At 60.7% G+C, this 13,532-nt stretch carries 12 protein-coding genes; all 12 read left to right on the top strand.

All coding sequences use genetic code 11. From position 1 onward, the window contains the following. Positions 1-58: 58 nt before the first annotated feature. The 12 genes from BZL43_RS06575 to nuoM all read left to right on the top strand — a co-directional run bounded on the left by BZL43_RS06575 (position 59) and on the right by nuoM (position 13,526). Positions 59-472, top strand: coding sequence for an NADH-quinone oxidoreductase subunit A (locus tag BZL43_RS06575; protein ID WP_007905050.1), 414 nt, complete (start codon positions 59-61; stop codon positions 470-472). A gap of 10 nt (positions 473-482) precedes the next feature. Beyond that, positions 483-1,157, top strand: a complete 675-nt coding sequence (locus tag BZL43_RS06580; protein ID WP_007905053.1) for an NADH-quinone oxidoreductase subunit B family protein — start codon at positions 483-485, stop codon at positions 1,155-1,157. Positions 1,158-1,229: 72 nt separating this feature from the next. After that, entirely contained in the window at positions 1,230-3,014 is a 1,785-nt protein-coding gene (gene nuoC, locus BZL43_RS06585) for an NADH-quinone oxidoreductase subunit C/D (RefSeq protein WP_095631552.1), read from the top strand. 2 nt (positions 3,015-3,016) lie between these two features. Next, positions 3,017-3,514, top strand: a complete 498-nt coding sequence (nuoE, locus tag BZL43_RS06590; RefSeq protein ID WP_007905058.1) for an NADH-quinone oxidoreductase subunit NuoE — start codon at positions 3,017-3,019, stop codon at positions 3,512-3,514. Then, on the top strand, positions 3,511-4,866 hold the full coding sequence (gene nuoF, locus BZL43_RS06595) for an NADH-quinone oxidoreductase subunit NuoF (RefSeq protein ID WP_095631553.1): 1,356 nt from the start codon (positions 3,511-3,513) through the stop codon (positions 4,864-4,866). The genes nuoE and nuoF overlap by 4 nt, the downstream gene beginning before the upstream one ends. A gap of 137 nt (positions 4,867-5,003) precedes the next feature. Further along, positions 5,004-7,718 (top strand): NADH-quinone oxidoreductase subunit NuoG, encoded by a 2,715-nt coding sequence (nuoG, locus tag BZL43_RS06600; RefSeq protein WP_095631554.1) that lies wholly within the window; start codon positions 5,004-5,006, stop codon positions 7,716-7,718. Continuing rightward, positions 7,715-8,722: an NADH-quinone oxidoreductase subunit NuoH gene (gene nuoH, locus BZL43_RS06605; RefSeq protein ID WP_095631555.1), complete on the top strand. Its 1,008-nt coding sequence runs from the start codon at positions 7,715-7,717 to the stop codon at positions 8,720-8,722. The genes nuoG and nuoH overlap by 4 nt, the downstream gene beginning before the upstream one ends. A 12-nt stretch (positions 8,723-8,734) precedes the next feature. Beyond that, positions 8,735-9,280 carry an NADH-quinone oxidoreductase subunit NuoI gene (nuoI, locus tag BZL43_RS06610; RefSeq protein WP_218228028.1) on the top strand — a complete coding sequence of 182 codons (546 nt, stop codon included), beginning with the start codon at positions 8,735-8,737 and terminating at the stop codon, positions 9,278-9,280. A 9-nt stretch (positions 9,281-9,289) separates the two neighbouring features. Beyond that, positions 9,290-9,793 (top strand): NADH-quinone oxidoreductase subunit J, encoded by a 504-nt coding sequence (nuoJ, locus tag BZL43_RS06615; RefSeq protein WP_095631557.1) that lies wholly within the window; start codon positions 9,290-9,292, stop codon positions 9,791-9,793. Positions 9,794-9,795: 2 nt separating this feature from the next. Further along, a complete protein-coding gene (nuoK, locus tag BZL43_RS06620) occupies positions 9,796-10,104 on the top strand; it encodes an NADH-quinone oxidoreductase subunit NuoK (protein WP_007905077.1) in 309 nt (102 codons plus the stop codon). Continuing rightward, positions 10,101-11,954 carry an NADH-quinone oxidoreductase subunit L gene (nuoL, locus tag BZL43_RS06625; RefSeq protein ID WP_095631558.1) on the top strand — a complete coding sequence of 618 codons (1,854 nt, stop codon included), beginning with the start codon at positions 10,101-10,103 and terminating at the stop codon, positions 11,952-11,954. The genes nuoK and nuoL overlap by 4 nt, the downstream gene beginning before the upstream one ends. Positions 11,955-11,993: 39 nt before the next feature. Further along, positions 11,994-13,526 (top strand): NADH-quinone oxidoreductase subunit M, encoded by a 1,533-nt coding sequence (gene nuoM / locus BZL43_RS06630; protein ID WP_095631559.1) that lies wholly within the window; start codon positions 11,994-11,996, stop codon positions 13,524-13,526. The last annotated feature ends 6 nt before the right edge of the window (positions 13,527-13,532 follow it).

Genomic DNA, 13,532 nt, shown 5'->3' on the forward strand with positions numbered 1-13,532 from the left:
CACTGCTTTGTTTCTTTTCAAGCTCAGAGACCTTTGCTCTCTGTTAAGGATTTCCAGCATGCCCGAAGCGACCGGACTCATGGCCCACAACTGGGGCTTTGCCATTTTCCTTCTGGGTGTCGGCGGCCTTTGCGCCTTCATGCTCGGCGTCTCCAGCCTCCTCGGGTCAAAAGCCTGGGGCCGCAGCAAAAACGAACCGTTCGAGTCCGGCATGCTACCTACCGGTGGCGCCCGCTTGCGGCTCTCAGCCAAATTCTATCTGGTCGCGATGCTCTTCGTGATCTTCGATATCGAAGCCCTTTTTCTCTTTGCCTGGTCTGTGTCCGTCCGCGAAAGCGGCTGGACCGGATTCGTCGAAGCTCTCGTTTTCATAGCAATTCTGTTGGCAGGTCTTGTCTACCTATTCCGAGTGGGCGCCCTTGACTGGGCTCCGGAAGCTCGGCGCAAGCGGCAAGCGAAGCTGAAACAATGAGGCTTTGGCAATGCAATACAATCTCACCAGGATCGACCCCGATGCTCCTAACGAGCAGTATCCGATTGGCAAACGGGAAACCGTTTCCGATCCGTTAGAAGATCAAGTCCACAAAAACATTTTCATGGGCAAGCTCGAAGACGTGCTCAACGGCACGATCAACTGGGGGCGCAAGAACTCCCTGTGGCCGTACAACTTCGGTCTTTCGTGCTGCTACGTGGAAATGACCACCGCCTTCACGGCGCCCCACGACATCGCGCGCTTTGGCGCCGAGGTTATCCGGGCATCGCCGCGTCAGGCGGATTTCATGGTTATCGCCGGTACCTGCTTCATCAAGATGGCGCCGATCATTCAGCGTCTCTACGAGCAAATGCTCGAGCCTAAATGGGTCATCTCCATGGGTTCGTGCGCCAACTCCGGTGGCATGTACGACATCTACTCCGTCGTTCAAGGGGTGGACAAGTTCCTGCCCGTGGACGTCTACGTGCCTGGCTGCCCGCCCCGCCCTGAAGCTTTCCTGCAAGGCTTGATGCTGTTGCAGGAGTCGATTGGCCAGGAGCGTCGCCCACTTTCCTGGGTCGTTGGTGATCAAGGCGTCTATCGCGCCGAGATGCCTTCCGAAAAGGAAAAGCGCCGCGAACAGCGTATTCAGGTAACCAACCTGCGCAGCCCCGACGAAGTCTGATCCAGATCTGTTCTTACAAAGAAACGAGAAACTGGCTTCATTCTTTACGTTGACCGAAAGCGATAAATAACCATGACTACAGGCAGTGCTCTGTACATCCCGCCTTACAAGGCAGACGACCAGGATGTGGTCGTCGAACTGAACAATCGTTTTGGCCCGGAGGCGTTCAGCGCCCAGCCGACCCGCACCGGCATGCCGGTGCTTTGGGTTGCCCGCGCCAAACTCGTCGAAGTCCTGACCTTCCTGCGCAACCTGCCCAAGCCGTACGTCATGCTCTATGACCTGCACGGCGTGGACGAGCGTCTGCGCACCAAGCGTCAAGGGCTGCCAAGCGGCGCCGACTTCACTGTGTTCTATCACTTGATGTCGATCGAACGTAATAGTGACGTAATGATCAAGGTCGCCTTGTCCGAGAGCGACCTCAGCGTACCGACCGTTACCGGTCTGTGGCCAAACGCCAACTGGTACGAGCGTGAAGTGTGGGACATGTACGGCATCAACTTTGCCGGTCACCCGCACCTGACGCGCATCATGATGCCGCCGACCTGGGAAGGCCACCCGCTGCGCAAGGACTTCCCGGCCCGCGCCACCGAATTCGACCCGTTCAGCCTGACGCTGGCCAAGCAACAGCTTGAGGAAGAAGCCGCGCGCTTCAAGCCTGAAGATTGGGGCATGAAGCGTTCCGGTGCGAACGAGGACTACATGTTCCTCAACCTGGGCCCCAACCACCCTTCGGCGCACGGGGCGTTCCGCATCATTCTGCAGCTGGACGGTGAAGAGATCGTCGACTGCGTGCCGGACGTCGGTTACCACCACCGTGGTGCCGAGAAGATGGCCGAGCGTCAGTCCTGGCACAGCTTCATTCCGTACACCGACCGGATCGACTACCTCGGCGGCGTGATGAACAACCTGCCGTACGTGCTCTCGGTCGAGAAGCTGGCCGGCATCAAGGTGCCCGAGAAGGTCGACGTCATCCGCATCATGATGGCCGAGTTCTTCCGGATCACCAGCCACCTGTTGTTCCTGGGGACCTACATCCAGGACGTCGGCGCCATGACCCCGGTGTTCTTCACCTTCACCGACCGCCAGAAGGCGTACACGGTGATCGAAGCCATTACCGGTTTCCGTCTGCACCCGGCCTGGTACCGCATCGGTGGCGTCGCCCACGACCTGCCGCGCGGCTGGGAAAAACTGGTCAAGGATTTCGTCGAGTGGATGCCCAAGCGTCTGGACGAATACCAGAAAGCCGCACTGGACAACAGCATCCTGCGTGGCCGGACCATCGGCGTCGCCGCCTACAACACCAAGGAAGCCCTGGAATGGGGCGTCACCGGTGCAGGCTTGCGTTCGACCGGTTGCGATTTCGACCTGCGTAAAGCGCGCCCTTACTCGGGTTACGAGAACTTCGAATTCGAAGTGCCGCTGGCGGCCAATGGTGATGCCTACGACCGTTGCATCGTTCGCGTCGAAGAAATGCGCCAGAGCATCAAGATCATCGAGCAGTGCATGCGCAACATGCCGGAAGGCCCGTACAAGGCGGATCACCCGCTGACCACGCCGCCGCCCAAAGAGCGCACGCTGCAACACATCGAGACCCTGATCACGCACTTCCTGCAAGTTTCGTGGGGCCCGGTCATGCCGGCCAACGAATCTTTCCAGATGATCGAAGCGACCAAGGGCATCAACAGTTATTACCTGACGAGCGATGGCGGCACCATGAGCTACCGCACCCGGATTCGTACCCCAAGCTTCCCGCACTTGCAGCAGATCCCTTCGGTGATCAAAGGCAGCATGGTCGCGGACTTGATCGCGTACCTGGGTAGTATCGATTTCGTTATGGCCGACGTGGACCGTTAAGCATGAACAGCACGCTTATCCTGACAGACCGTTTCGCCCTGAGCGAAACCGAGCGCTCGGCCATCGAGCATGAGCTGCATCACTACGAAGACCCGCGCGCGGCGTCGATCGAAGCCCTGAAGATCGTCCAGAAGGAACGTGGCTGGGTGCCTGATGGCGCGCTCTACGCCATTGGCGAAATCCTTGGCATCCCCGCCAGCGACGTTGAAGGCGTGGCAACGTTCTATAGCCAGATCTTCCGTCAGCCCGTGGGCCGTCACATCATTCGCGTCTGCGACAGCATGGTCTGCTACATCGGCGGCCACGAGTCGGTGGTCAGCGAAATCCAGAGCAAGCTGGGCATCGGCCTGGGCCAGACCACTGCCGACGGTCGTTTCACCCTGCTGCCGGTCTGCTGCCTCGGCAACTGCGACAAGGCGCCGGCGTTGATGATCGACGACGACACATTCGGTGATGTGCAGCCTGCCGGTGTTGCCAAACTGCTCGAGGGCTACGTATGACCCTGACTTCCTTCGGTCCTGCCAACCGCATCAAGCGTTCGGCCGAGACTCATCCGCTCACCTGGCGTCTGCGTGACGACGGCGAAGCCGTATGGCTCGACGAATACCAGGCCAAGAACGGTTACGCCGCTGCGCGCAAAGCCTTCGCCGACATGGCCCAGGACGACATCGTCCAGACCGTGAAAGACTCCGGCCTCAAGGGCCGCGGCGGTGCAGGCTTCCCCACGGGCGTGAAGTGGGGCCTGATGCCAAAGGACGAATCCATCAACATCCGCTACTTGCTGTGCAACGCGGATGAGATGGAGCCGAACACCTGGAAAGACCGCATGCTGATGGAGCAACTGCCCCATCTGCTGATCGAAGGCATGCTGATCAGTGCTCGCGCGCTGAAAACCTACCGTGGCTACATCTTCCTGCGTGGCGAATACACCACCGCCGCCAAGCACCTCAACCGTGCCGTGGAAGAAGCCAAGGCAGCAGGCCTGCTGGGTAAGAACATCCTGGGCAGCGGCTTTGATTTCGAGCTGTTCGTGCACACCGGCGCCGGGCGCTACATCTGCGGTGAAGAAACCGCACTGATCAACTCCCTCGAAGGCCGCCGCGCCAACCCGCGCTCCAAGCCGCCCTTCCCTGCCGCCGTAGGCGTGTGGGGCAAGCCGACTTGCGTGAACAACGTTGAAACCCTGTGCAACGTGCCGGCAATCATTGCCGACGGCGTGAGCTGGTACAAATCGTTGGCCCGCGAAGGCAGCGAAGACATGGGCACCAAGCTCATGGGCTTCTCCGGCAAGGTCAAGAACCCTGGCCTGTGGGAATTGCCGTTCGGCATCACCGGTCGCGAACTGTTCGAAGACTACGCCGGCGGCATGCGCGACGGTTACAAGCTCAAGTGCTGGCAGCCAGGCGGTGCCGGTACCGGTTTCCTGTTGCCGGAGCACCTGGACGCACAAATGTATGCCGGCGGCATCGCCAAAGTGGGCACCCGTATGGGTACCGGCCTGGCCATGGCGGTGGACGACAGCATCAACATGGTGTCGTTGCTGCGCAACATGGAAGAGTTCTTCTCCCGCGAATCCTGTGGCTTCTGCACCCCGTGCCGTGACGGTCTGCCGTGGAGCGTCAAGCTGCTGCGCGCGATCGAGAACGGTGAAGGGCAAGCCGGCGATATCGAGACCCTGCTGGGTCTGGTCGGTTTCCTCGGCCCTGGCAAGACCTTCTGTGCACACGCACCGGGTGCCGTGGAGCCGTTGGGTAGCGCCATCAAATACTTCCGTCCAGAGTTCGAAGCCGGCATCGCGCCCACCAGCGCCGTCGTCCCGCCTCTGGCAAAGCCGATCGTAGTCGGCGCGTAAACGCTTAAAAAAGCGAAGGGTCCGTGCCCTTCGCTTTGTCGTGTGATGACGCCGTAAACGGCTGTGTTGATTCACGCGAATAACAAGATTCCATTAGCCACGCCCGCTGACACCGGGCCAACGAAGAACTTTGAACCATGGCCACTATCCACGTAGACGGCAAAGAGCTCGAAGTCGATGGGGCAGACAACCTGTTACAGGCGTGTCTGTCGCTAGGCCTCGATATCCCTTATTTCTGCTGGCACCCAGCCCTTGGCAGCGTTGGCGCTTGCCGCCAGTGCGCGGTCAAGCAGTACACCGACGAGAACGACAAGCGTGGTCGGATCGTCATGTCCTGCATGACCCCCGCCACCGACGGCAGCTGGATCTCCATCGACGACGAAGAAGCGAAAGTGTTTCGCGCAAGCGTCGTTGAATGGCTGATGACCAACCACCCTCACGACTGCCCGGTCTGTGAGGAAGGCGGTCACTGCCACCTGCAAGACATGACGGTGATGACCGGCCACAACGAGCGCCGTTATCGCTTCACCAAGCGTACTCACCAGAACCAGCAACTGGGCCCGTTCATTTCCCACGAAATGAACCGCTGCATCGCTTGCTATCGCTGCGTGCGCTTCTATAAGGACTACGCCGGCGGCACCGACCTCGGCGTATTCGGCGCCCACGACAACGTGTACTTCGGTCGCGTTGAAGACGGCGTGCTGGAAAGCGAGTTCTCCGGCAACCTCACCGAGGTCTGCCCGACCGGCGTGTTCACCGACAAGACCCACTCCGAGCGCTACAACCGTAAATGGGACATGCAATTCTCGCCGAGCATCTGCCATGGCTGCTCCAGCGGTTGCAACATTTCCCCGGGCGAGCGTTACGGCGAACTGCGTCGCATCGAAAACCGCTTCAACGGTTCGGTGAACCAGTACTTCCTGTGCGACCGTGGCCGTTTCGGCTATGGCTACGTCAACCGCGAAGACCGCCCGCGTCAGCCACTGCTGGCCAACGGCGCCAAGCTGAGCCTCGACGAAGCGCTGGATAAAGCCGCTGACCTGCTGCGTGGTCGCAACATCGTCGGCATCGGTTCGCCGCGCGCCAGCCTCGAAAGCAACTACGCGTTGCTGGAACTGGTCGGTGCCGAGCATTTCTACTCCGGTATCGAAGCTGCTGAACTTGAGCGCATTCGCCTGGTTGTGCAGGTGCTCAAAGACAGCCCGCTGCCGATCCCGAACATGCGCGACATCGAAGATCACGATGCGATTTTCGTCCTCGGCGAAGACCTGACCCAGACGGCTGCGCGTATGGCCCTGGCCCTGCGTCAATCGGTCAAGGGCAAGGCCGAAGACATGGCCGACGCCATGCGCGTTCAGCCGTGGCTCGATGCCGCGGTGAAGAACATCGGTCAGGACGCGCTGAACCCGCTGTTCATCGCCAGCCTGGCTGAAACCAAGCTCGACGACGTGGCTGAAGAATGCGTTCACGCCGCTCCCGACGACCTGGCTCGCATCGGTTTCGCCGTGGCTCACGCCCTCGATGCCAGCGCGCCGGCCGTTGAAGGCCTGGACGCTGAAGCCCTCGAACTGGCTCAGCGCATCGCCAACGCCCTGCTCGCTGCCAAGCGTCCGTTGATCATTGCCGGCACCTCGCTGGGTTCCAAGGCGTTGATCGAAGCTGCTGCAAACATTGCCAAAGCCCTGAAGCTGCGCGAGAAGAACGGCTCCATCAGCCTGATCGTGCCAGAAGCCAACAGCCTCGGCCTGGCCATGCTCGGTGGTGACTCGGTCGACGCGGCCCTGCAAGCGGTGATCGACGGTAAGGCCGACGCCATCGTCGTGCTGGAAAACGATCTGTACACCCGTACCGACAAAGCCCGTGTCGATGCTGCCCTGAACGCCGCAAAAGTGGTGATCGTGGCCGACCATCAGAAGACCGCCACCAGCGATCGCGCGCACCTGGTGCTGCCAGCGGCCAGCTTCGCTGAAGGCGACGGTACGCTGGTCAGCCAGGAAGGCCGCGCCCAGCGTTTCTTCCAGGTCTTCGACCCGACTTACCTCGACGCAAGCATTCTGGTTCACGAAGGCTGGCGCTGGCTGCATGCCCTGCGTTCGACCCTGCTGAACCAGCCGATCGACTGGACCCAACTGGACCACGTCACCGCTGCCGTTGCTGCGAGCAAACCGCAACTGGCGCGCATCGTCGAGGCCGCACCGTCTGCCGCGTTCCGTATCAAGGGCCTGAAACTGGCTCGCGAACCGCTGCGTTACAGCGGCCGGACCGCCATGCGCGCCGATATCAGCGTGCATGAACCGCGTACGTCCCAAGACAACGACACGGCGTTCTCGTTCTCCATGGAAGGTTACTCGGGCTCGGCCGAACCGCGTCAGCAAGTGCCATTCGCCTGGTCTCCGGGCTGGAACTCGCCGCAAGCCTGGAACAAGTTCCAGGACGAAGTCGGTGGTCACCTCCGCGCCGGCGACCCGGGCATTCGCCTGATCGAAAGCACCGGTGATTCGCTGAACTGGTTCGCCAGTGTTCCGCGCGCGTTCAACCCGGCTCCGGGCACCTGGCAGGTCGTGCCGTTCTTCCACCTGTTCGGCAGCGAAGAAAACTCTTCCAAAGCCGCGCCGGTCCAGGAACGCATTCCAGCCCCTTACCTGTCGCTGGCCAAGTCCGAAGCCGATCGTCTGGGCGTCAATGATGGTGCCCTGCTGAGCCTGAACGTGGCCGGCCAGACCCTGCGTCTGCCACTGCGTATCAATGAGGAGCTGGGCGCCGGTCTGGTCGCATTGCCGGCCGGTATCGCCGGCATCCCGCCAGCGATCTTTGGCCAATCCGTTGACGGTCTGCAGGAGGCAGCGCTATGACCTGGTTCACTCCTGAAGTGATCGACGTAATCATCGCGGTCCTCAAGGCCATCGTGATTCTGCTCGCCGTGGTGGTGTGCGGCGCGCTGTTGAGCTGGGTCGAGCGTCGTCTGCTCGCCCTCTGGCAGGACCGTTACGGTCCGAACCGCGTCGGCCCGTTCGGCGCATTCCAGATCGCCGCGGACATGATCAAGATGTTCTTCAAGGAAGACTGGACCCCGCCGTTCGCCGACAAAGTGATCTTCACGTTGGCGCCGGTCGTGGCCATGAGCGCCTTGCTGATGGCCTTCGCGATTATCCCGATCACCCCGACCTGGGGCGTGGCGGACATCAACATCGGCATCCTGTTCTTCTTCGCCATGGCCGGTCTGTCGGTCTACGCGGTGCTGTTCGCCGGCTGGTCGAGTAACAACAAGTTCGCCCTGTTGGGCAGCTTGCGGGCCTCGGCACAAACCGTGTCGTACGAAGTGTTCATGGGCCTGTCGCTGATGGGCATCGTGATCCAGGTCGGCTCGTTCAACATGCGCGACATCGTTGAATACCAAGCGCAGAACATGTGGCTCATCATTCCGCAGATCTTCGGTTTCCTGACCTTTTTCATCGCTGGTGTCGCCGTGACTCACCGTCACCCGTTCGACCAGCCGGAAGCGGAACAGGAACTGGCCGACGGTTACCACATTGAATACGCCGGCATGAAATGGGGGATGTTCTTCGTCGGTGAGTACATCGGCATCGTGCTGATTTCGGCGCTGCTGGTGACCTTGTTCTTCGGTGGCTGGCACGGTCCGTTCGGCATTCTGCCGCAGATCCCGTTCATCTGGTTCGCGCTGAAAACCGCGTTCTTCATCATGTTCTTCATCCTGTTGCGCGCCTCGATTCCGCGCCCACGGTATGACCAAGTGATGGATTTCAGCTGGAAGTTCTGCCTGCCGCTGACCCTCGTCAACATGCTGGTGACCGCTGCGGTCGTGTTGCTCAACACGCCCGCCGTCGCGGCTCAGTGAGGATAGAGAATCATGAAGTACATTTTTGACATCGTGCATGGCTTCTTCACCCAGCTTCGCAGCCTGGTGATGATCTTCGGCCATGCCTTTCGCAAGCGCGACACGCTGCAATACCCGGAAGAACCCGTGTACCTGCCGCCGCGCTTCCGTGGGCGTATCGTGCTGACCCGCGACCCCGACGGCGAAGAGCGTTGTGTAGCCTGCAACCTGTGCGCCGTGGCGTGCCCGGTGGGTTGCATCTCGCTGCAGAAAGCTGAAACCGAAGACGGTCGCTGGTACCCGGACTTCTTCCGCATCAACTTCTCGCGCTGCATTTTCTGCGGCCTCTGCGAGGAAGCCTGCCCGACCACCGCGATCCAGCTGACACCGGATTTCGAAATGGCCGAGTTCAAACGTCAGGACCTGGTGTACGAGAAAGAAGATCTTTTGATCTCCGGCCCCGGCAAAAACCCTGATTACAACTTCTATCGTGTTGCAGGTATGGCGATTGCCGGTAAGCCTAAAGGCGCCGCGCAGAATGAAGCCCAGCCGATCAACGTGAAGAGCTTGCTGCCTTAAGGAAGAAAGATGGAATTCGCTTTCTATTTCGCATCGGGTATCGCTGTTGTGTCCACGCTTCGCGTGATCACCAACACCAACCCCGTGCACGCCCTGCTCTACCTGATCATTTCGCTGATCGCCGTGGCCATGACGTTCTTCGCCCTCGGCGCACCGTTTGCCGGTGTCCTGGAAGTGATCGCCTACGCCGGCGCCATCATGGTGCTGTTCGTGTTCGTGGTGATGATGCTGAACCTGGGCCCGGCCTCGGTTCAGCAAGAGCGCGTCTGGCTCAAGCCCGGCATTTGGCTGGGCCCCGTCGCCCTCGGCGCCCTGCTGCTGGTTGAACTGCTGTACGTACTGTTCAGCGATGCCAGCGGTCAGGCCATCGGCCACACCACCGTAGACGCCAAGGCCGTGGGCATCAGCCTGTTCGGCCCGTATCTGCTGGTGGTCGAACTCGCCTCGATGCTGCTGCTCGCCGCAGCCGTCACGGCGTTCCACTTGGGCCGCAACGAAGCCAAGGAGCAATGACGATGCCTGCTATCCCTTTGGAGCATGGTCTGGCGGTCGCCGGCATCCTGTTCTGCCTCGGTCTGGTCGGCCTGATGGTCCGGCGCAACATTCTCTTCGTGCTGATGAGCCTGGAGGTCATGATGAATGCCTCCGCGTTGGCGTTCATCGTTGCCGGTAGCCGCTGGGGACAGCCGGATGGACAGATCATGTTCATCCTGGTGATCAGCCTGGCAGCCGCCGAGGCCAGTATTGGCCTGGCGATTCTGTTGCAGCTGTATCGCCGCTTCCACACTCTCGATATCGACGCTGCCAGCGAGATGCGCGGATGAACCTTCTCTATCTGACTTTCGTATTCCCTCTCATCGGTTTCCTGCTGCTGTCGTTCTCCCGTGGACGCCTCTCGGAAAACCTTTCGGCGCTGATCGGCGTCGGCTCCATTGGCCTGTCGGCAATCGTCACGGCTTACATCATCTGGCAGTTCAACGTTGCGCCCCCTGAAGGCGGTCACTACACCCAAGTGTTGTGGCAGTGGATGGCGGTGGAAGGCTTCACGCCTAACTTCGCGCTGTACCTGGATGGTCTGTCCCTGACCATGCTGGGTGTGGTGGTCGGCGTTGGCTTCCTGATCCATCTGTTCGCATCCTGGTACATGCGCGGTGAAGCCGGTTACTCGCGCTTCTTCGCCTACACCAACCTGTTTATCGCCAGCATGCTGTTCCTGGTCCTGGCCGATAACCTGCTGTTCGTGTACTTCGGCTGGGAAGGCGTGGGCCTGTGCTCCTACCTGTTGATCGGTTTCTACTACAGCAACCGCAACAACGGTAACGCGGCACTCAAAGCCTTCATCGTGACCCGCGTTGGCGACGTGTTCATGGCCATCGGCCTGTTCATCCTGTTCCAGCAGTTGGGCACGCTGAACATTCAGGAACTGCTGGTCAAGGCGCCTGAGCATTTCAAGGCCGGCGACTTCTGGATCGTGCTGGCGACCCTGATGCTGCTGGGTGGCGCTGTCGGTAAATCCGCGCAACTGCCGCTGCAAACCTGGCTGGCGGATGCGATGGCCGGCCCGACCCCGGTTTCGGCACTGATCCACGCCGCGACCATGGTGACCGCCGGTGTCTACCTGATTGCCCGTACCCACGGCCTGTTCGCCCTGGCGCCGGACATTCTGCACCTGGTCGGTGTCGTGGGTGGTGTGACGCTGGTACTGGCAGGTTTTGCCGCACTGGTTCAGACCGACATCAAACGTATCCTCGCCTACTCGACCATGAGCCAGATCGGCTACATGTTCCTGGCCTTGGGCGTAGGTGCGTGGGAAGGCGCGATCTTCCACCTGATGACCCACGCCTTCTTCAAGGCGCTGTTGTTCCTCGCGTCCGGTTCGGTGATCGTTGCCTGCCACCACGAGCAGAACATCTTCAAGATGGGCGGCCTGTGGAAGAAGCTGCCACTGGCCTACGCCAGTTTCATCGTCGGCGGCGCGGCCCTGGCGGCCTTGCCTCTGGTGACCGCGGGCTTCTATTCCAAGGATGAAATCCTCTGGGAAGCGTTCGCCAGCGGTAACCAGGGTCTGCTTTATGCCGGTCTGGTCGGTGCCTTCATGACCTCGCTGTACACCTTCCGCCTGATCTTCATCGCGTTCCACGGTGAAGCGAAGACCGAAGCGCACGCCGGTCACGGCATTGCTCACTGGCTGCCACTGTCGGTGCTGATCGTACTGTCGACGTTCGTCGGCGCGATGATCGTTCCGCCGCTGCACGGTGTACTGCCACAAAGCGTCGGCCATGCCGGCGGCGACGCCAAGCACAGTCTGGAAATCGCCTCGGGCGCCATCGCCCTGGCCGGTATCCTGCTGGCCGCGCTGCTGTTCCTCGGCAAGCGTCGCTTCGTCACCGCCATCGCCAACAGCGGCGTCGGCCGCTTCCTTTCGGCCTGGTGGTTCGCTGCCTGGGGCTTCGACTGGATCTACGACAAACTGTTCGTCAAGCCTTACCTTGCGATCAGCCACATTCTGCGCAAAGACCCGCTCGACCAGACCATCGGTCTGATCCCGCGTATGGCCAAAGGCGGTCACACCGCCCTGAGCCGTACCGAGACCGGTCAATTGCGTTGGTATGCCGCCTCGATGGCTGCTGGTGCCGTGCTGGTAGTCGGCGCCGTCGTGCTGGTAGCGGTCTGATATGAACCTTGCGAACTTGCGAAAGGAAACGAGCCCGTCATGATTCTGCCCTGGCTAATCCTGATCCCCTTCATCGGCGGCCTGCTGTGCTGGATGGGTGAGCGCTTCGGCGCCACCCTCCCCCGCTGGATTGCGCTGATCACCATGTCCCTGCTGCTCTCCCTTGGCCTCTGGCTGTGGGCCAACGGTGACTATTCATTTGCACCGGCGCCTGGCGCCGATCCGACCTGGGTGATTGAGTTCAAACACGTCTGGATCCAGCGTTTCGGCATCAACGTGCACCTGGCCCTCGACGGCTTGTCGCTGTTGATGATCCTGCTGACCGGCCTGCTGGGTGTCCTCTCGGTACTCTGCTCGTGGAAAGAGATCCAGCGTCACGTGGGCTTCTTCCACCTGAACCTGATGTGGATTTTGGGCGGCGTCGTCGGCGTGTTCCTCGCCCTCGACCTGTTCATGTTCTTCTTCTTCTGGGAAATGATGCTGGTGCCGATGTATTTCCTCATCGCGCTCTGGGGTCACAGTTCTTCGGACGGCAAGAAAACCCGGATCTACGCGGCAACCAAGTTCTTCATCTTCACCCAGGCTTCCGGCCTGATCATGTTGGTGGCGATCCTGGGTCTGGTACTGGTCAACTTCAACGACACCGGCGTGATTACCTTCAACTACGCCGACCTGTTGAAAACCAAGATGTCGACGACCACCGAGTACATCCTGATGCTCGGCTTCTTCATCGCCTTCGCGGTCAAGCTGCCAGTCGTACCGTTTCACTCCTGGTTGCCTGACGCTCACGCCCAGGCGCCGACCGCGGGTTCCGTGGACCTGGCCGGTATCTTGTTGAAGACTGCGGCCTATGGCCTGCTGCGTTTCGCCTTGCCGCTGTTCCCGAACGCCTCGGCCGAATTCGCGCCGTTCGCGATGACCCTGGGTCTGATCGGGATCTTCTACGGCGCGTTCCTGGCTTTCGCACAAACCGACATCAAGCGTCTGATTGCCTTCTCGTCCGTTTCCCACATGGGCTTCGTACTGATCGGCATCTACTCCGGCAGCCAACTGGCGCTGCAGGGCGCAGTGATGCAGATGCTGGCGCACGGTCTGTCGGCCGCGGCACTCTTTATCCTCTCCGGTCAGCTGTACGAGCGTACCCACACCCGCGATATGCGTGAAATGGGTGGCCTGTGGTCGAAGATTGCCTACCTGCCGGCTCTGAGCCTGTTCTTCGCCGCCGCGTCCCTGGGCTTGCCGGCGACCGGTAACTTCGTCGGTGAGTTCCTGATCCTGATCGGCACCTTCGCCAGCGCCCCATGGATTACCGTGATTGCGACGTCCGGGCTGGTGTTCGGTTCGGTCTACTCGCTGATCATGGTCCACCGTGCCTTCTTCGGCCCGTCCAAATCGGACGCGGTGCTGCATGGCATGGACGGTCGCGAACTGATCATGGTGGTCGGGCTTGCGGCGCTGCTGATTTACATCGGCGTGTACCCGCAACCGTTCCTCGATACCTCTGCCGCGACGATGCATGGCGTGCAGCAGTGGCTCGGCACCGCCTTCACTCAACTCGCTTCGGCCCGGTAAGAGCGC

The organism is Pseudomonas sp. PICF141, assembly GCF_002286815.1.
GTDB lineage: Bacteria > Pseudomonadota > Gammaproteobacteria > Pseudomonadales > Pseudomonadaceae > Aquipseudomonas.

What these genes read in the sequence shown, in the direction of transcription:
- BZL43_RS06575 (WP_007905050.1), top strand. Translation starts at nt 59, where the DNA reads ATGCCCGAAGCGACCGGACTCATGGCCCACAACTGGGGCTTTGCCATT.
- BZL43_RS06580 (WP_007905053.1), top strand. Translation starts at nt 483, where the DNA reads ATGCAATACAATCTCACCAGGATCGACCCCGATGCTCCTAACGAGCAG.
- nuoC (WP_095631552.1), top strand. Translation starts at nt 1,230, where the DNA reads ATGACTACAGGCAGTGCTCTGTACATCCCGCCTTACAAGGCAGACGAC.
- nuoE (WP_007905058.1), top strand. Translation starts at nt 3,017, where the DNA reads ATGAACAGCACGCTTATCCTGACAGACCGTTTCGCCCTGAGCGAAACC.
- nuoF (WP_095631553.1), top strand. Translation starts at nt 3,511, where the DNA reads ATGACCCTGACTTCCTTCGGTCCTGCCAACCGCATCAAGCGTTCGGCC.
- nuoG (WP_095631554.1), top strand. Translation starts at nt 5,004, where the DNA reads ATGGCCACTATCCACGTAGACGGCAAAGAGCTCGAAGTCGATGGGGCA.
- nuoH (WP_095631555.1), top strand. Translation starts at nt 7,715, where the DNA reads ATGACCTGGTTCACTCCTGAAGTGATCGACGTAATCATCGCGGTCCTC.
- nuoI (WP_218228028.1), top strand. Translation starts at nt 8,735, where the DNA reads ATGAAGTACATTTTTGACATCGTGCATGGCTTCTTCACCCAGCTTCGC.
- nuoJ (WP_095631557.1), top strand. Translation starts at nt 9,290, where the DNA reads ATGGAATTCGCTTTCTATTTCGCATCGGGTATCGCTGTTGTGTCCACG.
- nuoK (WP_007905077.1), top strand. Translation starts at nt 9,796, where the DNA reads ATGCCTGCTATCCCTTTGGAGCATGGTCTGGCGGTCGCCGGCATCCTG.
- nuoL (WP_095631558.1), top strand. Translation starts at nt 10,101, where the DNA reads ATGAACCTTCTCTATCTGACTTTCGTATTCCCTCTCATCGGTTTCCTG.
- nuoM (WP_095631559.1), top strand. Translation starts at nt 11,994, where the DNA reads ATGATTCTGCCCTGGCTAATCCTGATCCCCTTCATCGGCGGCCTGCTG.